Raw genomic sequence first — 24,203 nt, forward strand, 5'->3', positions numbered from 1 at the left:
TCATGGTCACCACTCCGCGAAAGAACCGTCACTGTGACGCCATATCGGATTGCGCCATCGATGTCCGACAGCGGCCCGCTCCGCCACGTATTCCTCGTTGATCTCGATCCCGAGACCGGGCCCCGCCGGAATCCGCACCTGCCCCTCGGCGTAGGTGAACACCGCCGGATCCACCAGATAGTCGAGCAACTCGTTCGTGGTGTTGTAGTGGATACCGAGGCTCTGCTCCTGGATCGTCGCGTTGTAGCAACCCGCGTCGATCTGCAGGCAGGACGCCAGCGCGATCGGCCCCAGCGGACAGTGCAGCGCGAGGGCCACATCGTAGGCCTCGGCCATATGCGCGATCTTGCGCGCTTCGGTGATGCCACCGCAGTGCGACGGGTCGGGCTGGATGATATCGACAGCGCCCGAGGCGATAACCGATTTGAAATCCCAGCGGGAGAACAACCGCTCCCCCAGCGCGATCGGAATCGGCGACTGCCGCAGCACATCCACCACACTGTCCACATGTTCGGACAGCACCGGCTCCTCGACGAACATCAACCGGTACGGTTCCAATTCGCGCAGCAGCACTTTCATCATCGGTTTGTGTACCCGGCCGTGGAAGTCGACCCCGATTCCGATGTTCGGCCCGACCGCGTCCCGTACCGCGGCGATATTCGCCACGCAGCGGTCGATCTTGTCCCAGGTGTCGAGATACTGCAGTTCCTCGGTCCCGTTCATCTTCACCGCGGTGAAACCGCGGCCGACCGCGTCCCGGGCGGCCTTCGCCGTCTCGTCGGGCCGGTCACCGCCGATCCAGGAGTAGACCTTGATCCGATCCCGCACCCGGCCGCCGAGTAGTTCGTGCACCGGGACACCGAGCGACTTGCCCTTGATATCCCACAACGCCTGATCGATACCCGCCAGGGCACTCATATGGATACCGCCGCCGCGATAGAAACCGCCCCGGTAGAGCACCGTCCACAGATCCTCGATCCGGCCCGGGTCCTGCCCGATCAGATGATCCGAGAGTTCCTCGACTGTCGCGGCGACCGATGCGGCCCGCCCCTCCAGTACGGGTTCGCCCCAGCCGACGACACCGTCATCGGTTTCGATACGCACGAACAGCCAGCGCGGTGGCAACGTGAACGTCTCGATCGACGCGATCTTCATGAATTTCCTCCTGTGCAGCGGACATCGTCGTCCGGTGACGAGCGGGTTCTACGGGGTGGTCGACCAGACGGCGGACAGCCGGCGGCCCGCGGCCCGCACCTGGGCGGCGGTATCGCCCGGCCGATACACGCTGGTGCCGATACCGGCTCCACCGGCGCCGGCCGCCTGCCAATCCGCCAGATTGGATCCGTCCACACCACCGACCGGGATCAATTCCACATCGTCGGGCAGGACGGCACTCAATGCCCGCATACCGGAGATACCGAGAATGCCGGACGGGAAGAGTTTGAGGCTGCGAGCCCCGGCCCGGACGGCGCCGAACGCCTCGGTCGGAGTCGCGATGCCCGGGTACGAGCGCATACCGAGCGCCAGGGTCGCGGTGATGACGTCGACGTCGGTATTCGGCGAAACGATGATCTCGGCGCCCACCGACCGGGCCCGCTCGACTTCGGCCGGAGACAGGACGGTACCGGCGCCGACCGGACAGAGCGTGCCGAAGTTCGCGGCCAGCAGTTCGATGGACCGATAGGGATCCGGCGAGTTCAACGGCACTTCGATGGCATGGAAGCCTTCCTCGATCAGTACCGAACCCACAGCGACGACTTCGTCGGGGGTGATACCGCGCAGAATGGCGATCAGCCCGGACCGGGGCGCCTCCGCTACGCCGACCATGAATTTCTCCTCGTTCGTTTCCTGCTGTTCGGCCATCAGCCGGGCCCGTCCGCGACCAGTCCGGTCGCGACCGCGATCGACCACAACCCCGCCGCGGCCGCGTCCTCGTCGACGACCCGCGAATCCACCCCACATATCCGCAGCGCCGCGGCGTATCGACGGCACAGATCGCCGTTACCGCACAGAATGATCCGCTGCGCACCGTGCTGCGGAAGCAGATGACGCACCTCGTCGGCGATCACCACACCGGACAGATAGTCGGCCAGCGCGGCAGGTTCGAGCAGGCCGTCGAGAACCAGCGCCCGGGCACCGAACAGGGTGACCGCCAGACCGCGTTCCCGCGCCGAGAATCCCGCCGACAGACCGCGGGCGAACGCCGAGTCGTCGCGGCGCGGGGTGGCACCGGTATGACTCAGCAGACCGTGCTGGGTGACCAGTGCGTACAGCTCACCGGTCATGGCCGTGGTGAAGGACAGTACCTTGCGATCGGTGATCCGGATCCACTTGGTGTGGGTGCCCGGCAGTACCAGGACGTGTTCCCCGTCGGGCCGGTCCATGGATCTCAGCGCACCGATGACCTGAGTTTCCTCTCCGCGCAGCACGTCTCCGGCCAGACCGTTGCGCGGATCGGAGGGCACTCGCAGGCCCGGAACGAGGTGCATCGAACCGGTGCCGAGCGCGACCCTGGTCAGCGCGGGCCCGGTGATGTCCAGGCGGACCGGAACGTCGAGGTAACCGGCTTCGTACCAGCCCTGCGCGCTCCCCACCATGCCGCAGGCCAGCGCCGGGAGACCGGGGTGGGCACGCAGCCAAGCACCGCAGACGTCCAGGAAAGTCGCTTCGTAGGCGCGTGCCCGTGCCGCGGGATCGGCGGCGTCGATACCGGTGGCCATATCGAGCAACCCACCGGCGAGCCGCCGAGTGTCCAGGATCCGGCCGTCGTCACCGAGCAGCCAGCAGCGCATGGACGTCGTACCCCAGTCGAGTCCGATGAGGCGCGGCGTCGAGAGCCCTGGTCGGTCCGGTGTCATGACGGTCACTATGAACAGCGGGTCCCATTATTTCCAACATGGTCCCTATTTGTGGGACTCTGAACCGGTGACCGCTCCTCCCGACACCATCCCGCCCGGTACTCAGACGCTCGCCCGCGGTCTCGCGGTCATCCATGCGGTCGGCGACGGCGCGCACGGGTTGCGCGAGATCGTCGAGTACACCGGCCTGGGCCGCAGCAGCACCCATCGTCTCGCGCAACTGCTGGTGGCCCAGGGGTTCCTCCGCCACGACAACCGGGGCTACACGCTGGGGCCGGCGCTGATCGAACTCGGCTTCAAGGCGTTGCACGGCAATCCGTTGCCGCTGGTCGCACGCCCCGTGCTCGAAGAACTGTCGGCCACCGTGCTCGATACGATCCATTTGGCCGTGGAAGACGGCGGTTCGGTCCTCTACCTGGACAAACTCCCCGGCTCCCGGGGCGCGGAGATGCGCTCGCGAATCGGATACCGGATGCCGCTGACCCGCGCCGGCGTCGGCAAGGCGCTCTTGCTCGACGCCGCCGATCGATGGGCCGAGCAGTACGCCACCGACGAGGCCCGGGTCCAGGCCGGGGCGCGCGCCGGTGATCTGGAGGATTTCCTCACCCGCATGCGGTCCTACGCTCGGGCCGGGGCGGCGATGGACCTCGAGGACAACGAGCCCGGTATCCGCTGCGTCGCGGCGCCGATCCGCGATGCCTCCCGGTCCATCGTGGGCGCGGTCAGTGTTTCGGCGACCACCCCGTACATGCCGCACGAGCGAATGCGCGGCCTCGTCCCGGTGGTGCGCCGGGCCGCGGGGCGGATCTCGGCGTCGCTCGGCTACCAGGCGGTGTGACGCCTCGATATCCGAGTACGCAACTGGTCAGGACTGCGGCTTCGCCCGGCCGAGCGCAGCCGCCTCCTCCCAGAGCGGTCCGAAGACCAGCCACAGCCCGGTGATCGTCCAGGCCCGGCCCATCCACCAGTACAACCCGGACGCCTGCGCACTGTCGGCGAGGGTGAGCACGACGAGACCGAGCGCGGCCGAGGCGATCGATGCGGCGAGTACCACCCGGCCCCACTCCCGCCAAGCCGCCGCGATCCGCTCCCGGCTACCCCGCGCCGGTCGAACCGGCGCGGGACCGCCCGCGAAGCGATGGGCGAACCGGAGATCGGCCCAGCGCACCATCGCGGGACCGAAGGCGACGCTGACCCCGAGGTAGATCGCGGCCAGACCGTGGACGACTCCCGGCTCGGCACCCCGCCGCAGGTCGAGTGCGGCGGCGACGATCAGCGCCACATCCAGCAGCGGTATCCCCCACAGCAGTGCCGCCCCGACCGTCGGAGCCCGGAAGAGATAGCGGGCGCCGAGTCCCGCGCCGAGGAGTACCCAGAGGCCGATCTCGGAGGCCACGATCATCGATGCGACCGGGTTGTCCCGGATGATGGCGAACATTGCGCGTCCTCTGCTGGTCTCGGGAGCTTCCTGCCGCAAAGCTACGGTCGCGCGGCCCGCGATCGCGTCGTCCGATGGAACGACCGCGGACCCCACCGACGGAGGACGCCAACGGGGCCGCCGCCGGGTCCCGGAAAGAAAAGCGCCCCAGCAAAAGTCCGGAAAATCCGTGCGGAATGCACTTTTCACAACACGTCTGCGATGTACGAATAATTCGGACAATCCTCCGTAGACAATGATCTAGAAACCGAGCAGGACGACAAGAGTGTAATTCGAGACGTGCATTCCTGAATTATGTCGGATAGGTCACAGTTCAATTCAAATTCACCTGGGATACCGATAACGTTCGAATAACACCACTACCAAGGTGTGCGGCGGAGCGAACCGCATCGTCGAAGCAACGGATACGACAGGAGCATTACCATGGGTTCAGTGGACTTCAGCGCGCTCGGCGATTTCTTCGGCGCCTTCAGCGACATCTTCGGCGGCATCGGCACCCTGTCGAGCTTCTCCGCCGAATAACATGCGCATTGCATGATCAGGGGAAACCCGCGACCACAGCCCTCCGGACTGCGCCCGGTGGGCTGTCGGCGTTCTTACCGGGAATTCGTTTACCAACGGATTCGCACACCCCGCGGAAAGCAAGATCAGAAATCGGCACCGGCGCGAAGGGATCGAATCACACCGGCAACGAAACCGTGTCGAACTCGATCGGCGATCGTCGATATATTTTAGCTCCCGATATTGCCGGAAACGATCACCGAATTCGATCATGGACGAGCCGGCGTATCAGCGGTCCCCAACGATGGAACACCGGCGAGTAGCGTACTGGCCGACGGGAAATCCACCCGTTCGGCACCGAGTTCGGAGCCGATACCGAGCATCGGCTCCGAGCTCCTGATGGATGGCTTCAGGGGCGCGGCACCCCGGCTCGCAACATTCGGGCACAGGACAGGTCGGGGTTTCGGTGACCACGCATCCGGCAATCGGCCCGGCGTGATGATCCGGGCCGCTCGAACCATCGGATCTGCGCGCCGAAAACCGGCCGTCCGCGCATGCACCCCCGCACGGGTCGGTCATGGCCTCGGTCACTCCCACGGACCGGTCCGGGCACGCATCCACACCGCCCCTACCAGGCATTATTCGAAAACAGGTATACCCCGGGCCGTTCGACCGGGGCGCCCCGGCGCCCGGTACCCGACCCTGGAATCGAACCAGTCGTCACCAGCACATCGAGGGCAGTAATGCACGAGTGGAATCCCGAAGACATCCAGAACTGCGGCGATATGAATGCGGAATGCACTGAGGCAGCGCTGATGATCCGCCGGTGTGGGAGCTGTAGCACGCTCTTCGCGCCGCCGGTCACCCGATGCTCGGCGTGCCGGTGCGACGATTACGAGCATGTCCCCGCGACCGGCAGCGGGTCCATCGTGTGCTGGCGGATGGTGACCTGCGCACCGGACGCCGAACCGGCGCAATCGATGATCGCGATCGTGGAACTCGACGAAGGTCCGTGGGTGTACACGACCATCGACGGGGAACCGCCGCGGGCCGGGCGCCGGCCGGTGCGAGTGCGATTCCAGGCTCCACCGCGTGGCGACCGCTTCCCGGTTTTCGCGATCAATGCCCCACAGGCCGTCCCCGCGGAGTGAGCCACCTGGCGGGCGATCTTCCCGCTACCGATCACCGGTGTCGCCGCCGAGTTATCCCGGCGATACAGTTGAGGTGGCGAGAGGGACGCGTATGCCAGCCGGTTCCCACAATCGTATTCGACAGGTCGCATTCGCCCGATGAGCGGCGACGACCCGGTACGCACCCGACGCGAGTCGAGCATGACCGTCGCGACGGAGCTCGATGCCGTCGGTTTCGAGGAGGCGGCCGAGGTCGGCCGGGGCGGTTTCGGAGTCGTCTACCGCTGTGTCCAGGAACCCCTCGATCGCACGGTCGCGGTGAAGCTGCTGACCGCGGAGTCCGACGAGGACAACAGGGCCCGGTTCGCGCGGGAACAACGCGCCATGGGCCGATTGACCGGGCATCCGAATATCGTCACCGTCCTGGAGGAGGGCGTCACCGCCCGGGGCCGACCGTATCTGGTGACTCCGTTCTATCCGCTCGGTTCGCTCGACGCCTGGATCCGGGACCACGGCCCGCTCACCGCCGAGAACGTTCTGCAGATCGGTGTGAAGATCGCGGGAGCCCTGGAGAGCGCACACCGGCTCGGAGTCGTGCACCGTGATGTGAAACCGGGCAATATCCTGCTCACCGACTACGGCGAACCCGCACTGACCGATTTCGGGATCGCGCATATCGCGGGCGGCTTCCGGACCGCGGCGGGCACCGTGACCGGGTCGCCGGCGTTCACCGCGCCCGAGGTGCTCGAGGGAGAACCGCCCACACCCAGCGCCGATGTCTACGGTCTGGGGGCCACCATGTTCTGCGCGCTCACCGGCCACGCGGCCTTCGAACGTCGCAGCGGCGAGAAGATGGTGACCCAGTTCCTGCGGATCACCACTGCGCCCCTGCCGGACCTGCGCGACAGCGGGGTGGCCGCCGATATCAGCGATCTGGTGGAATCGGCGATGAACCGTGACAGCCGGGCGCGGCCGTCCGCGGCTGCGCTGGGGGAAGCCATCCGGGAGCTGCAGCTGCGGCATGGATACCCGATGGACGATATGGCGCTACAGGACCCGCCCGCCCGCGAGCAGCAGCCGGACCGGCCGGAGATACCGGCACAGCGCAAACCGATCGGACCGGGCCGGACCGGGAACCTCCCGCTCGAACTGACGAGTATGGTGAACCGCCGCACCGAGGTCGCCGAGGTGAAGAACCTGCTGGCGACCGCCCGGATGGTCACCCTTACCGGAACCGGAGGCGTCGGTAAGACGCGCTTGGCGCTGCGGGTCGCGTCGCAGATCAGCCGGGATTTCGCCGACGGGGTGTGGCTGGTCGATCTCACCGACGTTTCCGACCCCGCGATCCTGGTCGATGTGGTGGCCGCCGCGGTCGGGGTGCGCGACGAGGCGGGACGGCCGCTGCTCGATGTACTGGTGGAGCAGTTGTGCCCGCGTGAGACGTTGCTGGTGCTGGACAACTGCGAACAACTGGTCGATGCCGTCGCGGAGCTGGACGAGGTCCTGCTGCAGGGCTGCGCGGGCCTGCGCATCCTGGCCACCAGCCGCGAACCGCTGAATATCGCCGGCGAGGCGGTACTCCGGGTGGCACCGCTGACGGTTCCCGATCCGGGCCGGGAACCCACGCTGCTCGGCCTGCCCCGGTTCGACGCGGTGACCCTGTTCGGCGAACGCGCGGCCGCGGCCGTACCGGGATTCGAGATCGACGAGGACAACAAGAGCGCGGTGGCGCGGATCTGCGCCCGGCTCGACGGCCTGCCCTTGGCCATCGAACTGGCCGCCGCCCGGCTACGGACCATGACACCGCAGCAGATCCTGGAGCGCATCGATATCCACAACCCGGTGCTGACCAGGTCCAGCCGCACTTCCCCACCACGCCAGCAGACACTGCGCCTGTGCATGGACTGGAGTTACGACCTCTGCAGTCCGTCCGAGCAACAGCTGTGGACTCAGCTCTCGGTATTCGCCGGAACCTGCGAGCTCGACGCGGTCGAGGACATCTGCGATATCGATCCCGGGCCGCACAGTGTGCTCGATGTGTTGTCCTCGCTGGTGGACAAGTCCATCCTGATCCGCGAGGAATCCGGAACCGCGGTGCGTTTCCGGATGCTGGAGACATTACGCGATTACGGGCGGCAGAAGTTGCAGGAGTCCGGCCGCGACCGGGAGCTGAGCCGGCGGCATTACGAGTGGTATGAACGGCTTTGCACGAACGCGGCGGCCGGCTGGATCAGCGCGGAACAACCGAACTGGATCGGCCGGCTGACCCGCGAACAACCCAATCTGCGCGAGGCGCTCGAATACTCCCTGGCCGACGATGCCGAAGGCGCGGCCGATTCCGGATTGCGTACCGCGGCCGCGCTCTACGAATTCTGGAACTTCCGCGGCCTCTACAACGAGGGTCGATCGTGGCTGCGGCAGGTACTGGCCCGGTCCGGCTGGAATTCGGTACCCGGCCGGATCGATGCGCTCTGCGCCGCGGGTGGCCTGGCCGCGCAGCACGGCGAATTCGGCACGGCGGCCGATGATCTGGCGGCGGCACACAACCTCGCCGGACCGACGGCGGCGCCGATGACCCGGGCGCGGATCGCGTTCGCCGACGGCCTCTTCGCCCTGTCGCGCGGCGCCGCCACCGCCGGCCCGGAACACTTCGAGCGCGCGGTGGCGCTCACCGATTCGGATCCGGCCAGCAGATTGCGCATGAGCGCCCTCACCCTGCTCGGGTGGGCACACGAACTGAGCGGGGATACCGACCGGGCACGTGACTACTACCGTCAGGTCCTCGCGGTCACCGAACCGTGTCACGAGGTTCTGCATCGCGCGGCGGCCCTGCGGGGTGTGGGGGTCGCGGTCTGGCGCGACGGCGACCGGGTCCGGGCCCGGCAACTGCTGGAAGAGGCGTTACGGGTCAACAGTGGACTGAACAGCAGCGTGATCAACACGTTCTGCCTGGAAGGGCTGGCGTGGATCGTCGATATGCGGGCGGAGGCCGAACGCGCCGCGATTCTCATGGGCGCCGCGCAAGGAATGTGGCCGGCGGGTGCGCGGGTGACGACCGTCTTCCACAATATGGCGGGATTCCACGGAGAGTGTGAACGTGACGCCCGCGCGGCCCTGGGTGACCGCCGATACGACGCGGCCCACCAGCGGGGGCGGACCATGACCATGGATGCCGCCGTCGCCTACGCGCTCGGCGAGTCGGTCGGTGCGGCGAGCGGCGCGGCCACCGACCGGGCACCGAAGCTCACCAGGCGGGAGCGTCAGGTCGCCGACCTGGTCGCCCGGGGGCTCAGCAACAAGCAGATCGCGACCAAACTGGTGATCTCGCAGCGCACTGCCCAGGGCCATGTGGAGAACATCCTCACCAAGCTCGGGTTCACCTCACGCGCCCAGATCGCGGCCTGGGTCGTGGAGAACGCGCAGCGCTGACAGCGCGCATGCCCCGGTGGCTCCGGCTTCGTGCCCGATCACCCGATCCGGCCGCCTACCGGCCGGCCGAGCCCAGAGCCTGCGCGACGACGCCGAGGAAATCGGTGACCGCGATATATGCCACCGCAAGTGCGACCAGGATGAATTCCATACCGAGAAGATCGCGGGCCAGGGCACCGCGTTACGGGTCGGGCGGCCGCACCCTGCATCCGTCCGATCGACTGCCGTGCTGTCCCTGCCCGCTGCGGCGGCGATATCGGTGGCCGGACGATAAGAAAGCCACCGGCACGGGCCGCACGCCGCCGACTCCGGTCCGCGTCACCGGTTCCGTCGAGTGGACACGGGGACCCGCGCGAACAGTGGCGTCCGGTTACCGCCGGTCCGATCCGGCTCCCCGGACCGGTGCTTCCGTCACATAGATCGTCGCCGACCGGCGCGCCTGCACCGCCGCCATCCGGTCCACCCCCTCGAACTCGTTGCAGAGCAGGAAAAGGTGCCGACCGCCGGGACCGCCCAGCGCGCAGGCGAAGCACGCGAGTTCGGTCTCGACGCGGTGGGTGATCTCGCCTCCCTCCAGCACGCGGACACACGCACCGGCGGGAGCCCGCGGATCATCCGTATACGCGGCGGTGTCGGCGGTCTGTGCCCAGATACCCGACCCCGAATCGATACAGATACCGTCCGGCCCCAGGCCGTCGGCCCACAACCGGCGCCCGGTGAGCGATCCGTCGTCGCCGATATCGAACGCAGTGAGCCGTCCGGCGAAGGATTCGGCCACGACCAACGTGGCCCCATCCGGCGTCACCACCATTCCGTTGGGGAATTCGAGTTCACCGGCGACCCGGCGCGAGGATCCGTCGGGCGCGACCAGATCGATCCAACCCGGCTCCGGAGTGCCACCACCGAGGAAATCGAAATCGAACCCGTCGACGTACATGTGCCCGTGCGGATCGATCACGATCTCGTTACCACCCCGCGCGCGGTGGACAACCGACTGACCGTGGGATTCGTGCCTGGTGACCGCGGGACCGGTGGTGATCAGACGACCGTCGGGCAACCAGTCGACAGCCCAGCCCATCGTGCGCGGCCCGTCCGCCATCTTCTCGACCCGGCCCTCCAGGTCGACGGCGAGTACCTCCCCCGCGCCCCAGTGGGCGAACCACAACCGGCCGTCGTGCCACCTGGCCGACTCGACCATGGTCAGGCCGGTCAGCAATATCTGTGGCGGGGGCAGATACTCGACCACGGGATCAGATCCTACTGATCCGGCGGGCACTCCGGTGTGACCTCGGCGCGGAAAGGCGTCGACCCACCTTCCCCGCACGGCGCGGTCGACCCACGTTTCCGCCTAGGACAGCCCGCCGCCCGATACTCCGGGCCGCCCGAGACGGCCCGGAGTATCGGCTATGCCGGCCGGGGCAGGTCGTACCGATCGTTTTCGGCGACCTTGACCCAGGCGGCGACGAAATCGTCGACGAACTTGGCGCCGGCATCGCGCTGTGCGTAGACCTCGGCCACGGCCCGCAACACCGAATGCGAACCGAATATCAGGTCGTTCGCGGTGGCCGTCCACTCGAGCGCACCGGTGCGCCGGTCACTGCCCTCGTACACGTTCTCCGCCGACTCCGCGGCCTTCCACTCGGTGTTCTGGTCGAGCAGGTTGACGAAGAAGTCGGTCGTCAGAACTCCCGGGCGGTCGGTGAAGACGCCGTGCCCGGTGCCGCCGTGGTTCGCACCGAGGACCCGCAGGCCGCCGACCAGCACGGTCAGTTCCGGAGCCGTCAGGTCGAGCAGATAGGCCCTCTCCAGCAGCAACCGTTCCAGTGGAGCCTTCTCGCCGGGTCGCACATAGTTGCGGAATCCGTCGGCCCGCGGTTCGAGCACCGCGAACGATTCCACATCGGTGTTCTCCTGGGTCGCGTCGGTACGGCCGGGCCGGAACGGCACGGTGACATCGTGGCCCGCGTCGCCGGCGGCCTTCTCGACGGCCGCCGAACCGGCGAGGACGATCAGATCGGCCAGCGAAACTTTCTTACCGCCGGAAGCCGAATCGTTGAACTCCCGCTGGATCTGTTCGAGGACGGGCAGCACCGTCGCCAGCTCGGACGGTTCGTTGACCTCCCAGCGCTTTTGGGGTTCGAGCCGGATCCGGGCGCCGTTGGCACCGCCGCGCTTGTCCGTGCTCCGGAAACTCGCCGCCGCCGCCCACGCGGTCTTGACCAGCTGCGGGACCGACAGACCCGAATCGAGAACCGTACGCTTGAGATCCGCGATGTCCTCGGCGTCGATCAGTTCGTGATCGACCGGCGGAACGGGGTCCTGCCACAGCTGGGGTTCGGGCACCCAGGGGCCGAGGTAACGGCTGATCGGGCCCATATCGCGGTGCAGCAGTTTGTACCACGCCTTGGCGAAGGCCTCGGCGAGCTCTTCGGGATGTTCCAACCAGCGGCTGGTGATCTCCCGATAGATCGGGTCTTCCCGCAGCGACAGATCCGTGGTCAGCATGGTGGGCGTACGCGCGGGCCCGTCGAACGGGTCCGGGATGGTGCCCGCGCCCGCTCCGTCCTTCGGCTTCCACTGGTAGGCGCCGGCGGGGCTCTTGGTGAGTTCCCATTCGTAGCCGTACAGATTCTGCAGGAAACCGTTGCTCCACCGGGTCGGCGTGGCGGTCCAGACGACCTCCAGCCCGCTGGTGATCGCATCCTTTCCTTTGCCGGTGCCGTAGCTGCTCTTCCAGCCCAGCCCCTGCTGTTCGATCGGGGCGGCTTCGGGTTCGGCGCCCACCAGGTCCGCATCCCCGGCGCCGTGTGTTTTGCCGAAGCTGTGCCCGCCCACGATCAGCGCGGCGGTCTCCTCGTCGTTCATGGCCATCCGGGCGAACGTTTCCCGGATATCGCGGGCGGCGGCCGCCGGGTCGGGCCGGCCGTTGGGCCCTTCGGGGTTCACGTAGATCAGGCCCATCTGGACATTGGCCAGCGGATTCGCCAGATCCCGTTCACCGCTGTAGCGCTCGTCGCCGAGCCAGGTGTCCTCCGGACCCCAGTAGACCTCTTCCGGCTCCCAGATATCGGGCCGGCCGAATCCGAACCCGAAGGTCTGGAACCCCATCGAGTCCAGCGCGACGTTACCGGCGAAAACCAGCAGGTCGGCCCAGGAGATACTGTTGCCGTACTTCTGTTTGACCGGCCAGAGCAGCCGGCGCGCCTTGTCGAGGCTGGCATTGTCGGGCCAGCTGTTGAGCGGTGCGAAACGCTGCGCGCCCTGACCGCCGCCGCCGCGGCCGTCGGCGATACGGTAGGTGCCCGCAGCGTGCCAGCTCATCCGGATGAACAGGCCGCCGTAGTTTCCGTAATCGGCGGGCCACCAGTCCTGTGAATCGGTCAGCACCGCCGCGACATCGGCCTTCAGCGCTTCGACGTCGAGTTTTGCGAACTCCGCGGCGTAGTCGAAATCCTCCCCCAGCGGATTGGCTTTCGACGAATGGGCGTGCAATACCGATACATCGATCTGTTCGGGCCACCAATCGGCATTGGTGCGTGGACGATGCTCGGTTTGTGGAGTGGGCGACGGGATCGCCGGGTTCTCGCTCTCGCTGGCGCTGCGAGTTCCGGTATCAGGAGCGGGTGGACGACTATCGGAGGTCACGACTTTCCTTCCTGAGTAAAGGTCGGAGCTGCGATCAGGTGTGCTGGGCTGCCGCGCACTCGGGGCACAGGCCCCAGTAGATGACCTCGGCTTCGTCGATCGAATAGCCGTGGTCGGCGGCGGCGGTCAGACACGGAGCCTCGCCGACGGTGCAGTCGACGTCGGCGATGGAAGCACAGTTCCGGCAGACGACGTGGTGGTGATTGTCACCGACGCGGGACTCGTAACGGGCGACCAGGCCGGAGGGCTGGATACAACGGAGCAGTCCGGCCGCGGTGAGCGTGTGCAACGAGTCGTACACCGCCTGGTGCGAGACGGCCGACAGGCGCGATCGCACGGCGCGGATGATCGAATCGGTATCGGCATGCGGGTGGTCGTATACCGCGCTCAGCACCGCCACGCGCGGTGCTGTCACGCGTAGCGAAACTCCCCGCAGCATCTGCTGGAAATCCACGGCCGCATGCACAGGCGAAAGTCTCGTCTCTTTTCTGGAATGAGTCAAGCATTCACCGGGTCCGCGGTCGAGCGTCGCCGATCACACTCGTCGAGAGCAAGGTCGCACTGCGACGGCCTCCGTACCGCCCGCGCGCCGCACCGTCGCGAACTCGACACTCTGGTCGGCGAAGAGCACCCGATAACCGTCGGCGTCGATGCTGCGATATTCCACGAAGATCGGCGCGATATCGTCCTCGGGTTCGATATAACCGAAACCCTTCTGGGCGTCGTACCAGATCACCCGGCCGCGCCGCCGCGACGGTACGACGGTGGCAATCGACCGGTCCGTACCGGGCCCGCCGTCGAGTGGCGGGGATACCGGCGCACTCACCGGGCACCGGCGTGGTGAGCACGGCGTGCCACGTGCCGCCCCGAGCCGGGACGCGGGCCCGCGGCCGGCGGTATCACGCGGGCGACGGATCCGGCCCGCCGCGATACCGCTGGTCCTGCTACTACCGGTACTTCGAAAATGCCCATGAGCGGCTACTTCTCCAAACTGTCGGACAGACGGACTGTGAATTCACGAGATGATCGGATACCCGGCGGCGAGTCCCGCGCCGCGGTCCGGCCGATGATCGGGGCGTACCTGTCACTGCCCCACGTACGATCGCCGCACGCCGCCACACCATCGCACGATCACCATGTGGCGCCGGACATCCGGGTCCAGCGGGAACGGTACGAGAGGGCGGAACGAAATCATAACGGCCGTCTACCCGGGATCGCCCGGGTCAATCCTCCATCGACCTGAATTCTCGATGGATATCGGACGACCGTCATCGCGGTACCCGCGCAGGAGCGACCGCGGGTCCACCGACCCCGCACTGCGGCAGGCAGTCCACCCGGTCCGGTTCGGGCGCCTGCCGCCGCGGTCGCAACAGCACCGCCGCCAGAAACGCGCCGGTCAACAGCAGGCCCGCGCAGATCCGCATGGCGACGGTGAAACCGGAGTCGAACACCGCCGGGTCGTCGAGGGCACCGGAGATTCCGGCGAGCCCGGGCAGGGCCGCCACCGCGAGTAGTTGCGCCGTCCGGGCGACCGCGTTGTTGACCCCGGAGGCGATACCCGCCTCACTCGTCGACACCGCGCCGAGCACCGCCCCGGTGAGCGGCGCGACCAGGACCGACAGACCGAGACCGAAGACCACCACTGCGGGCAGTACATCGACCGGATAGGACGCACCGGGCCCGATTCGCGGTAGCAGCATCAGGCCCGCTGCGGCGAGTACCGGCCCGAAGATCATGGGCAGCCGGGGCCCGTGCCGCTGTGCCCACCGGCCGGACGGGGCCGAAAGTGCCAGCATCAGCAGCGTGACGGGAAGGGTGGCCAGTCCGGCCGACAACGGCGAATACCCGGCGACCAGTTGCAGTTCCAGGACCAGCAGGAAGAACACCCCGCCGAGCGCCGCGTACACGGCGAGAGTGACCAGGTTGGCGACAGTGAACACCCGGGAGGCGAACAGCGACGGCGGGACCAGCGGATGATCGCTGCGCACCTCGATCGAGACGAACAGGGCCAGGAGCAGCACGCCCGCACCTGTCAGCAGCGGCATCGCGTCGATCAGACCGAGCGTCAGCGCGCCGAGCGCGGCCGCGATCACCAGCGCACCCGGCAGATCGATCCGGTCGGCGGCGTCGGGATCCCGGCTCTCCGGCACATGCCGCAGCGAAACCGCCACCACCACGATCACCAGCGGCACATTGATGAAGAAGATGGACCGCCAGCCCGCGACCTCGATCAACCAGCCGCCGAGGAACGGTCCGAGCGCCCCGGCCACCCCGCCGAAGCCCGACCAGAGCCCGATCGCCGCGCCCTGATCGCGGTGGTCGATGGACGCGGAGATCAGCGCGAGACTGCCGGGAGTCAGCATGGCACCCGCCACACCCTGGAGCACCCGCGCGGCCACCAGCATCTCGATGTTCACCGCCGCACCGCACAGCAGCGACGCGACGGCGAACCCCACCGCACCGGCGACGAACACCTTGCGTCTGCCGAACCGGTCTCCGAAGGACCCGCCGAGCAGGATGAACGAGGCGAGCGTCAGCGTGTAACCGTTGAGCGTCCACTGCAATCCGGCGACATCGGTGTCCATCGCAGTGCCGATGCGGGGTAGCGCGATATTGACGACGGTGGCGTCCAGGGACGCCACCGAGGAGCCGAGCACGGTGGCCAGGACGATCCAGCGACCGGTGGCCGATCCGAGGCGGGGCAGCTCGGTGGGATTCACCTCACCGAAGATACGGATCCGGACGGATCGGAACTCCGCGACACACGTGTGGTGGTCAGCACCGGATCCCACCCGTCGCGCCCGCCCGAGAGGCGGGTGCGCGACAGGTGGGAGCGACGCGGCCGGCCGGGCGCCGCCGGCTCACATCTTCGCGTAGCGTGCGCAGGCCAGATCGTAGAGCCCGTAGGCGGCTATCCCGAGCCCGGCCGCCACCAGCAGCACAGGTCCGAACGGCTGGCCACCCAAGGTTTTCAGCGCGGCGTCGAGGCCGCTGGCCTTACCCGGGTCGGATTGGTTCACCGCCACGATCACGAGTACACCGACACCTGCGATGGCCGAGCCCTTGCTGAGGTATCCGACCGTTCCCAGCTTGCGTACGAGGCCGGTGTGGGTGTGCAGTTTCTCGAGGAACTTCCGGGTCGCGCCCTTGTAGATGTGGTATCCGCCGACGGCGATGATCACCAGGCCCGCGACGACGAGAACGACCTTGCCCCCGGTGCTCTCCATCAGCCGCGCCGACAGTCCGGCGTTCTGGCCACCGCTGGATTTACCGTTGCCACGGACGAAACTGAACGCGGTGAGGGCGTATCCGAAGTAGACCAGGGCTACGGCGAGGGCCTTGCCGCGATGGAACAGATCCGATGACCGGTCCTCGGCGTCGCTGTCCCGCGATCCCAGCGCCGCCTCGGTGAGCCGCCACAACGCCATGAAGACGAAAGCCGCGATACCGAAGACAAGGGCGGGAACACCGCCGGGTTTGGCGGCCAGCTCGGCCATGGCGCCGGACTGGTCGGTGCTGCCGCCACCACCGAAAGCGATCCGCACCGCGAGATAGCCGATCAGCAGGTGCACAACCCCCGCCATCACGAAACCGGCCCGGGCGAAGCGCTCGAAAACACGGCTGCGGGTAACTCGGTTCACCGCGGATTTCGGTCCGGATGTAGAAACCTCGATCATCTGGCCTCTCTTCGTACCGGAGGCGCGCGACGGGGCAGCACGGAACCGCGCGATAAACTCCTCCGGTTCAACGACGAACCGAAACCAGTTCTCGCGCTACCGTATTCGCTACCGCGCCTCCTCGAGTGAACGTAACGTTCAGCAGATACCCGGGGACAGGGCGGCGAAACGGTTACGGCGCTCGCGATCGGTGGCGCAACAGCGCCACCGCTCCGGCGGCCCTGTGGCGGAGCTCACCGCGGCCGCCATCCCCTGACTGCCGATGCACATCGTCAGCAGCGCCCGCCCCGACATCTCGACCATTCCGCTGATCGGACACCGAACCGCCGGTCCGGCTGCGAACGCTCCCGGCCCGGTCGAGCCGGTCGAACAGCGGCAAACCGCCGGCGCGCGCCCCATCGGGCGCCGGTCGTGTGGTGCTCGACGGTGCTCATCGACTCCACCCCCATCCACCACGACCTCGGCGGCTCCGCACTGCACCATCGTCACCGCGGTGACCAGCGCCTGCGGCCCGAACCCGCAACGCCGGTCGGTCTGCACACCGACAACGGCAGTCCCGCGTCCAGAGCCGCCCAGCGGCCGATGCACGGCGCCTCCGAGCCGGCGTAGGACTGCACACGACGACCCGGTCGATCCGCTCGGGCTCGATTCCGGAGCGTGCCACCGTCTCCTTCAGAACCGCGGTCGCGAGGGTCGCCGCGTGGACCTCCCGCAGCGCACCGCCGAGCAGCCGACCGCAGTCTGGAACACCCGCACGATCCGCTGCTCCCGCCCGGCCGCTCACAGCCCACCCCGCGCGACCAGTTGCGCGGCGATCACATTGCGCTGGATCTCGTTGGTTCCCTCGCCGACGATCATCAGCGGGGCGTCCCGGAAGTAGCGCTCCACATCGTATTCGGTGGAATAGCCGTAGCCGCCGTGGATGCGGACCGCGTTCAGGGCGACCTCCATGGCCACCTCCGAGGCGTACAGTTCGGCCATCCCGGCCTCCATATCGCATCGTTGGCCGCGGTCGTACATCTCGGCCGCGTGCCGGGTGAGCTGACGGGCCGCGGTCAGTTTCGTGGCCATATCCGCCAGATAGTTACCGACCGACTGGTGCTGCCAGATCGGCCGGCCGAAGCTTTCCCGCTGCTGTGCGTAGGCGAGCGAATCCTCGAGCGCGGCCGCGGCGACGCCGAGTACCCGGGCGGCCGCCTGGATCCGGCCGGTCTCCAGGCCTTTCATCATCTGCCCGAAGCCCTTTCCGGGTGTGCCGCCGAGGACCGCGTCCGCCGGGATCCGGTAATTGTCGAAGGACGGTTCGCAGCTCTCGACACCCTGGTAGCCGAGTTCGGGGAGTTCACGCGAGACGGTGAGGCCGGGACCGTGTTCGACCAGGACGATCGATATTCCCCGGTGACGCGGGGTCGCGCCGGGGTCGGTTTTGCACAGCAGCGCGATGACGCCCGCGCGCCGCGCGTTGGTGATCCAGGTCTCGGCGCCGTTGATCACGAGATCGTCGCCTTCGCGTTCGGCGGCGGTGGTCATGGCCTGCAGATCCGAGCCACCCCCTGGTTCGGTGAGTGCCATGGCGGCGCGGATCTCCCCGGTCGCCATCGGCGGCAGATAACGCTGCTTCTGTTCGGCGGTACCGAACAGACCGATCAGTTTCGCGACGACGGTATGACCACCCATGGCCCCGGACAGCGACATCCAGCCACGGGCGAGTTCCTCGGTGACCTGGACACAGCAGGGCATCGAGACGGGGGTGCCCCCGTATTCCTCCGGAACGGCCAGACCGTAAAGCCGATCCGCTTCATCTGTTCGATCCAGTTCTCGGGGTAGGTGTCGGCGTGCTCGACCTCCCGCACCGACGGTTTCACCTCCCGATCGATGAACTCACGCACCGTCCGCACCAGGAGCGCTTCCTCGTCGTTCAGGTAATAGCTCACGCGCGATGTCCTCACCGTGTCGCGGGCCCGGCCGAGCCCGTGGATCGGAAGCCGCCGCTCCGGAAACGCACCGGCAGATCCGAGCCGGAACCGTTGCGAGAAAAATGAGACGGCTCACTCGATGATGCCGATCATGCGTCCGGATTACGACCTCGGCGAGATCTATGCGCATGATTATTAGTGGGAGGTAACATCAGCGCCGTGTCCGACACCGCCGGAGCGCGCACCCCGAGTGCGACCGCACACCGGGTGCTCGACTGGGCCGAGAGCGGGATACCCGCGCTCACCGGCTTTCCCGACGGCCCGGCCCTGATACCGCCCGGCGCGGCGGCCACCGTCGCCCGCCGGCACACCGACCGGATCACGGCGATCACCGGCGGCCGGGTCCACCTCGACGGCGCCCGCCTCCTCTCCGAACGCGCGGCTTTCACCGGCCTGCGCCGCGGCGGCACCCGCTCGGCCGGACGCCACTGTCGACTGCTGCCCACTGCCGACGGCTGGGCCGCGGTCAGCTGTGCCCGCCCCGATGATCCGGTACTGCTCGCCGCGCTCATCTCCCGCGACGCCACCGACGACCCCTGGCCCGGCGTCACGGACTGGCTACGCACCCATACCGGTGCCGAGCTCACCGAACGCGCGGATCTCCTGGGTCTGGCGGCGGGCCCGCTCGCGCCCGTCTCGGCGGAACCCCCGCAACCGCTGCGACCACGGCCGGTGCACGGATTGCGCGTCGTGGATTTCAGCGCATTGTGGGCGGGCCCGCTCTGCGCGCACTTGCTCGGCCTGGCGGGAGCGCGCGTGATCAAAGTGGAGACACCCACCCGGCCCGACGGCGCCCGCCGGGGCGAAGCCGATTTCTACGAACTACTCCACGGTGGCCACCAATCCGTGGTCCTCGACCCGGAAGCACCCCGCCAGCGCCGCGCCCTGAGCGAACTGGTCGCATCCGCCGATATCGTGATCGAGGCGTCGCGACCACGCGCCCTGGCCGGATTCGGTCTGGACGCCGCGGCATTCGCCGCCGCCGGTGGTACCTGGATTTCGATCACCGCCCATGGGCGATCCTCGAACCGGATCGGCTTCGGGGACGATATCGCGGCGACCGCCGGCCTGGTCGCCCGATCCCGTGGCGTCCCGGTATTCGTCGGAGACGCGATCGCCGATCCGCTGACCGGCCTGACCGCGGCGGTCCTGGCGATGTCGGCGCCCGCCGACGGCTCCGGCCGGTTATGGGATATCGCCATGTCGTCGGTCGTGGCGGCGACGCTCGATCCCGGATCGGCGGTCACCGCCCCGATCGACGAATCACGAGTGAGCGCACCGAGCCGCCGGGCCGCCGGCGGCGTGGCACCCGGCAGTGGCCGGGACACCGGTGCGGTACTCGCCGAACTCGGTGTGCGCCTCCGATGACGAGCCTGCTGATCCGCGACGCCGAGGTATCCGGCAGTCCGGGTACCGATGTCCTGATCCGCGCGGGCCGGATCGCGGCGGTCGGGACCGATCTGCCCGCGAGCGGGCTCCCGGTCCGCGACGCCGAGGGCGGAGCCCTGCTGCCCGGCCTGCACGATCATCATCTGCACTTGCACGCGTCGGCCGCCGACGCGGCCTCGGTGCGCTGCGGTCCGCCCCGGGTGCGCACCGCCGCCGATCTCGCGCATGCGCTGGCCACCGCACCGGGTGAGGACTGGATCCGCGGAGTCGGCTATGTCGAGACCGTGGCCGGACTCCTCGATTCCGCCGCGCTCGATTCGTTGCACGCGCGGCGTCCGGTACGCGTCCAGCACCGCAGTGGTGCCCTGTGGATACTCAATTCGGCGGCAGCCCGCCGGGTCGGCCTCGATACCGCGGCGGACCCGGGTATCGAACGCGATACCGCGGGCCGTGCCACGGGGCGACTCTGGCGCGCGGACTCCTGGCTCAGATCCCGGCTGCCCGACACCGGTCCGCCCGATCTCACCGATATCGCGGCCCGACTGGCCCGCTACGGAATCACCGGCATCACCGATGCCACACCGGATCTCGCCGATTCCTCGCGCACCGCCCTGATCGCTGCCGCGGAGTCCGGCACCGTGCCCCAGCGGCTGAACCTGCTGGGTGTTCCGCTCGGGGCGCAGTGCGGCGCGGGCGTCACCGCCGGGGCGTACAAGATCGTCCTGGCCGATTCCGGATTTCCCGAGATCGACACACTCGTGTCCACCATCCGCGCCGCGCACGAACTCGGCCGCCCGGTAGCGGTGCACTGTGTCAGCCGGGAGGCCCTGCTCATCCTGCTGGCCGCCTTCGACGAGGCGGGCAGTGTTCCCGGTGACCGGATCGAACACGGTGCGATCGTCCCGGGCGAATCGGTCGCGGTACTACGGCGCCTCGGGATCACCGTGGTGACCCAGCCCGGGTTCATCGGCGCACGCGGTGACGACTATCTCGACCGTGTCGACCCGGCGGACCTGCCCGATCTCTACCGTTGCCGCAGCCTGATCGAAGCCGGGGTGGGCTCGGCGCTGTCCAGCGACGCTCCGTACGGTCCACTCGACCCCTGGCGGATCATCGCCGACGCGGTAACCCGGCGCGCACCCGGCGGCCGCATCATCGGCCCGGAGGAAACTCTCCGGGCACCGGACGCACTCGGGCGCTTTCTCGCGCCACTGCACGATCCGGGCGGCCGAGCCCGCGTGGTCACGCCGGGCACGGCCGCCGATCTCGTGCTGCTGGACCGTCCGATCGACCGGATGCTCGAGCACCCGGCAGCCGAGGCAGTGTGTACGACCGTCATCGGCGGCCGCGTGGTGTTCGACCGTTAGGTGGTGGGCGGCCCGCGACCGCTCGGGTCACCTACCGGTCAGATCCCGACGAGTTCGGCCGGCAGCTCCGCATGGGTGCGCGTGATCGCCGAAAAGCGGTTCGACCGCCTTCGCTCGCCGGAAGTACAGGTGCGGGTCCGCCGCCCAGGTGAACCCGCTACCGCCGTGGATCCGGATGTTCAGCACCGCACCCAGACTCGGGCATTCGGCCGCCTACGCCTTCGCCGTCACCGCGAGCCGGGAGAACTCCTCGCCGTCCTCGGCCGCGCAGAGCGACGGCGACCTGGGCGGCGCCGACGGCGACAGCCATATCCGCGTATTTGTGCTCGACGGCCTGGAACGATCCGATGGGACGGTTGAACTGGACGCGTTGTCCGGCACAGGCGAGGGCCGACTACAGCGCGGCCTCGGCGGCGCCGGTGGTGGTGGTGGTGGTGGTGATCATCGGTAACGACGGGAGCGCACGGCCCGGTTCCTGTACGACGCCCCCGCCGCTCGCCGGATCGGGACACCGGTGATCGCGCCGATCAGCCGCGGGTGCCCCAGGCGATCGGCGCATCCAGCACCTCGGGAAAGTGCTTCTCCCCGTAACGCCGGATCGCGTCGATATGCTCTTCCATCGCCGTCAGCGCCGCGGCGGCATCACCGGCGGCGACCGCACGATAGATTTTGTCGTGGATATCGCAGGTGGCGGCGCGATGACGTTGCGGGTACTCCATTCCCACCGCCGAACCGTCGAGCATGTCCAGTAGCGCGTGGATGAGACAGCCGAACAGCGCATTGCCCGAACCCTGGGCGATGGTGTCGTGGAAGACACGGCTCATCTCGACGAAAACCTCTTCGTCGTCGAGATTTTCGCGCATGGTGTCGACCGAGTACTGCAGCCGGGCGAGCTGTTCCTCACTGATCCGGTCGGCAGCGAGTTCGGCCATCATCGGTTCGAGGGCGGTGCGGGCTTCGACGATCGTCCGGAAAGGTGCGTTTTCGAACTGCAACAGCAGGGTGATGGCCGTCGCCAACCCCACACCGTCGGGCTGCTGCACGATCGGACCACCACCCGGCCCGGGTTTGAGCGCGATGACACCCTGCAACTCCAGGAAGCGCAGCGACTCGCGCAGTGTTCCGCGGCCGATACCGTAATCCTCGAGCATCACCCGCTCGGGCGGCAACTTGTCGCCGACCTTGTTGCCCCGTTTGTTGATGCCCTCGACGATCCGCTGCGCGACCAGCATCGCTGTCTTCTGCGGACGAAGCCCTGGCTGTCCCACTACACGTACCTCCATACGGTAAGGCCGCCGCTCCCCCGCACCCACTGGAGTTCGAGTCCCGACAATCTATGATTATGTTTACCTCGTTCGAGGGGTGAATACCATTTCGAACGAACCCGGGTCCGGACACGGACTGCGCGAGCGCTTCCGGAGCGGACCCCGCTCCGGAATGCCCGGGCTCGATGCGCGAATCACGCGCAGTTCCACCGAAGCGGTGAACAGCCGACGGTCCGCGAACGGTCTCGGCCACGGCGGCACAGGAGCCGGACGGTGCCCCGAATCCGCCGCAGGGGCCGGCTGCCGCATCGTGGGCCGGTGGCTCCGCCACCCGCTCAGCCGCGCGGATCGGCGATCTCGTCCACCAATCCCCATTCCAGCGCCCGGTCCGCGGACAGTGCCGCACCGGTCACGAACAGGTGCAGGGCCCGCCAGCGACCGATACGCCGCGGCACACTCACCGTCCCGCCGGCACCGGGGATCAACCCCATCGCCACCTCGGGTAACCGGATCACCGTATCCGGCGCGGCCACGACCCGGCCGGCGAAAGCGGAGATCTCGATCCCTGCTCCTACACAGTGTCCGTGCAACCGGACCTCGACGCGGTCCGCGAGCCGGGCCATCAACCGTGCCGCTCCCCCACGGGTGCGGATCAGGTGGGCGGTCGCGGTGTCCGGAGTGTGCCCGAACTCGTCCAGGTCGCCCCCGGCGCAGAACGACGGACCGGTGCCGTCGAGGACGATCCGGGTGAAGGAATCGGCGAGCAGCGCCATGCGCAGCGCTTCGACCAGAGCGTCGCGCAGTGCTGTGCCGTAGGCGTTACGGCGCTCCGGGCGATCGAGAGTGATTCGCAGGGTATCCCCCTCGGCCGACAACACGACAGGTGCCGTCGCCGGCGAAGGTGGTAGCGGCCGGCCCAGTCGCCGCCGTCCGGCGAGCCAGCCGCCGAACTCGGCACCCCCCTGCAAGGTGGAATACGCCAGCGATTCCACATCGATCGCGGCGGACACCGCCAAGGGCTCCGCTGTGCGCAGGACCTGCCCGGCGATGGACGAAGCCTGCGGGTTACGACGCACGCCGGCAAGGAATTCGTCCACCGCGCGACCGGCGTCCTCGACCGCCACGACACAGCGGTCCGCCGGGCCGCTCGCCGTGGCGTACGTCAGGTCCAGCGCGGCGCACAGGGGTGCGAGATCGGGAGCAACCGGACCGGAGCAGATACCCACCGCGAGCCCGCCGTAGGCCGCCGGCAGTGCGGCGGCCGCCCGCGCGGTCGCCGCGTCGGCACCGTCCAGGTCGACGATCAGTACGGGTTCCAGCAGCGAGCCCGGGTCCAGGGCCGATTCGACGAAAACGCCGTCGGCCACCTCTGCCGCGGTGTGGGTTCGCACGTCCATTTCCACCGTCCTGCCTTCCTGTCTCGGAAGGTAGCAGGGCATGACAGTCGCCGAACCGGTCACCCGGCGCACAGCGCCGCGTTCCCAGGTCCTGGAACAACGCGGCGGCGGGGCCGGTCTCGATCGTGCAC

The 24,203-nt window shown here is 68.2% G+C and carries 20 protein-coding genes and 2 pseudogenes; 5 read left to right on the forward strand and 17 right to left on the reverse strand.

From position 1 onward, the window contains the following. Positions 1–6: 6 nt before the first annotated feature. Genes dgoD through ACWCPQ_RS02685 form a run of 3 tightly spaced genes read right to left on the reverse strand, consistent with a single transcriptional unit; the run spans position 7 to position 2,858 of the window. Complete coding sequence (dgoD, locus tag ACWCPQ_RS02675) at positions 7–1,155, reverse strand: galactonate dehydratase (RefSeq protein ID WP_449893901.1); 1,149 nt, start codon at positions 1,153–1,155, stop codon at positions 7–9. Positions 1,156–1,203: 48 nt separating this feature from the next. Further along, the gene (locus ACWCPQ_RS02680) at positions 1,204–1,863 is read right to left on the reverse strand and encodes a 2-dehydro-3-deoxy-6-phosphogalactonate aldolase (RefSeq protein ID WP_449893903.1); all 660 of its coding nucleotides are present in this window, start codon (positions 1,861–1,863) and stop codon (positions 1,204–1,206) included. Then, positions 1,863–2,858, reverse strand: a complete 996-nt coding sequence (locus tag ACWCPQ_RS02685) for a 2-dehydro-3-deoxygalactonokinase (RefSeq protein ID WP_449893905.1) — start codon at positions 2,856–2,858, stop codon at positions 1,863–1,865. Before ACWCPQ_RS02685 ends, ACWCPQ_RS02680 begins: the two co-directional genes overlap by 1 nt. A 10-nt stretch (positions 2,859–2,868) precedes the next feature. Here ACWCPQ_RS02685 and ACWCPQ_RS02690 point away from each other — a divergent pair, with 10 nt between their 5' ends. Further along, positions 2,869–3,696 (forward strand): IclR family transcriptional regulator, encoded by an 828-nt coding sequence (locus ACWCPQ_RS02690; protein WP_449893907.1) that lies wholly within the window; start codon positions 2,869–2,871, stop codon positions 3,694–3,696. A gap of 27 nt (positions 3,697–3,723) precedes the next feature. Here the strand turns inward: ACWCPQ_RS02690 and ACWCPQ_RS02695 are convergent, their stop codons facing one another. After that, complete coding sequence (locus ACWCPQ_RS02695; protein WP_449893909.1) at positions 3,724–4,296, reverse strand: hypothetical protein; 573 nt, start codon at positions 4,294–4,296, stop codon at positions 3,724–3,726. Positions 4,297–5,738: 1,442 nt separating this feature from the next. Here ACWCPQ_RS02695 and ACWCPQ_RS02700 point away from each other — a divergent pair. Beyond that, complete coding sequence (locus tag ACWCPQ_RS02700) at positions 5,739–5,948, forward strand: hypothetical protein (protein WP_449893912.1); 210 nt, start codon at positions 5,739–5,741, stop codon at positions 5,946–5,948. Positions 5,949–6,086: 138 nt separating this feature from the next. Then, positions 6,087–9,356, forward strand: coding sequence for a protein kinase domain-containing protein (locus ACWCPQ_RS02705; protein WP_449893914.1), 3,270 nt, complete (start codon positions 6,087–6,089; stop codon positions 9,354–9,356). A gap of 370 nt (positions 9,357–9,726) precedes the next feature. Here ACWCPQ_RS02705 and ACWCPQ_RS02710 read toward each other — a convergent pair whose 3' ends face one another. From ACWCPQ_RS02710 to ACWCPQ_RS02755, 10 genes and pseudogenes are all read right to left on the reverse strand, one after another. Then, positions 9,727–10,602, reverse strand: coding sequence for an SMP-30/gluconolactonase/LRE family protein (locus ACWCPQ_RS02710; protein ID WP_449893915.1), 876 nt, complete (start codon positions 10,600–10,602; stop codon positions 9,727–9,729). Between the two features lie 158 nt (positions 10,603–10,760). Continuing rightward, positions 10,761–13,001, reverse strand: coding sequence for a catalase/peroxidase HPI (gene katG, locus ACWCPQ_RS02715; RefSeq protein WP_449893917.1), 2,241 nt, complete (start codon positions 12,999–13,001; stop codon positions 10,761–10,763). 34 nt (positions 13,002–13,035) lie between these two features. After that, positions 13,036–13,440: a Fur family transcriptional regulator gene (locus ACWCPQ_RS02720; protein ID WP_449894403.1), complete on the reverse strand. Its 405-nt coding sequence runs from the start codon at positions 13,438–13,440 to the stop codon at positions 13,036–13,038. Between the two features lie 96 nt (positions 13,441–13,536). Next, a complete protein-coding gene (locus ACWCPQ_RS02725; protein WP_449893919.1) occupies positions 13,537–13,827 on the reverse strand; it encodes a cold shock domain-containing protein in 291 nt (96 codons plus the stop codon). Between the two features lie 442 nt (positions 13,828–14,269). Further along, the gene (locus ACWCPQ_RS02730; RefSeq protein WP_449893922.1) at positions 14,270–15,721 is read right to left on the reverse strand and encodes an MFS transporter; all 1,452 of its coding nucleotides are present in this window, start codon (positions 15,719–15,721) and stop codon (positions 14,270–14,272) included. A 141-nt stretch (positions 15,722–15,862) separates the two neighbouring features. Beyond that, entirely contained in the window at positions 15,863–16,678 is an 816-nt protein-coding gene (locus ACWCPQ_RS02735) for a DUF1206 domain-containing protein (protein WP_449893925.1), read from the reverse strand. 138 nt (positions 16,679–16,816) lie between these two features. Further along, positions 16,817–16,981: a hypothetical protein gene (locus tag ACWCPQ_RS02740; protein WP_449894429.1), complete on the reverse strand. Its 165-nt coding sequence runs from the start codon at positions 16,979–16,981 to the stop codon at positions 16,817–16,819. Beyond that, positions 16,972–17,437 (reverse strand): annotated as a pseudogene (locus ACWCPQ_RS02745) (thiolase family protein); the annotation flags it as partial. The gene ACWCPQ_RS02740 and the pseudogene ACWCPQ_RS02745, both read right to left, overlap by 10 nt. Before the next feature lie 21 nt (positions 17,438–17,458). Beyond that, positions 17,459–18,277 carry an acyl-CoA dehydrogenase family protein gene (locus tag ACWCPQ_RS02750; RefSeq protein ID WP_449894405.1) on the reverse strand — a complete coding sequence of 273 codons (819 nt, stop codon included), beginning with the start codon at positions 18,275–18,277 and terminating at the stop codon, positions 17,459–17,461. A gap of 45 nt (positions 18,278–18,322) precedes the next feature. After that, positions 18,323–18,627, reverse strand: a pseudogene (locus ACWCPQ_RS02755) (acyl-CoA dehydrogenase family protein); the annotation flags it as partial. Between the two features lie 186 nt (positions 18,628–18,813). Here ACWCPQ_RS02755 and ACWCPQ_RS02760 point away from each other — a divergent pair. Further along, positions 18,814–20,022, forward strand: a complete 1,209-nt coding sequence (locus tag ACWCPQ_RS02760; RefSeq protein ID WP_449893927.1) for a CoA transferase — start codon at positions 18,814–18,816, stop codon at positions 20,020–20,022. Beyond that, the gene (locus ACWCPQ_RS02765) at positions 20,019–21,410 is read left to right on the forward strand and encodes an amidohydrolase family protein (RefSeq protein WP_449893929.1); all 1,392 of its coding nucleotides are present in this window, start codon (positions 20,019–20,021) and stop codon (positions 21,408–21,410) included. Before ACWCPQ_RS02760 ends, ACWCPQ_RS02765 begins: the two co-directional genes overlap by 4 nt. A 157-nt stretch (positions 21,411–21,567) precedes the next feature. Here ACWCPQ_RS02765 and ACWCPQ_RS02770 read toward each other — a convergent pair whose 3' ends face one another. The 3 genes from ACWCPQ_RS02770 to ACWCPQ_RS02780 form a co-directional block, all read right to left on the reverse strand. After that, a complete protein-coding gene (locus tag ACWCPQ_RS02770) occupies positions 21,568–21,759 on the reverse strand; it encodes a hypothetical protein (RefSeq protein ID WP_449894407.1) in 192 nt (63 codons plus the stop codon). A 178-nt stretch (positions 21,760–21,937) separates the two neighbouring features. Next, on the reverse strand, positions 21,938–22,678 hold the full coding sequence (locus ACWCPQ_RS02775; protein ID WP_449893931.1) for a FadR/GntR family transcriptional regulator: 741 nt from the start codon (positions 22,676–22,678) through the stop codon (positions 21,938–21,940). Between the two features lie 332 nt (positions 22,679–23,010). Further along, complete coding sequence (locus tag ACWCPQ_RS02780; protein WP_449893932.1) at positions 23,011–24,072, reverse strand: enoyl-CoA hydratase/isomerase family protein; 1,062 nt, start codon at positions 24,070–24,072, stop codon at positions 23,011–23,013. Positions 24,073–24,203: the final 131 nt, after the last annotated feature.

The sequence above is a fragment of the Nocardia sp. NPDC001965 genome (assembly GCF_053594175.1).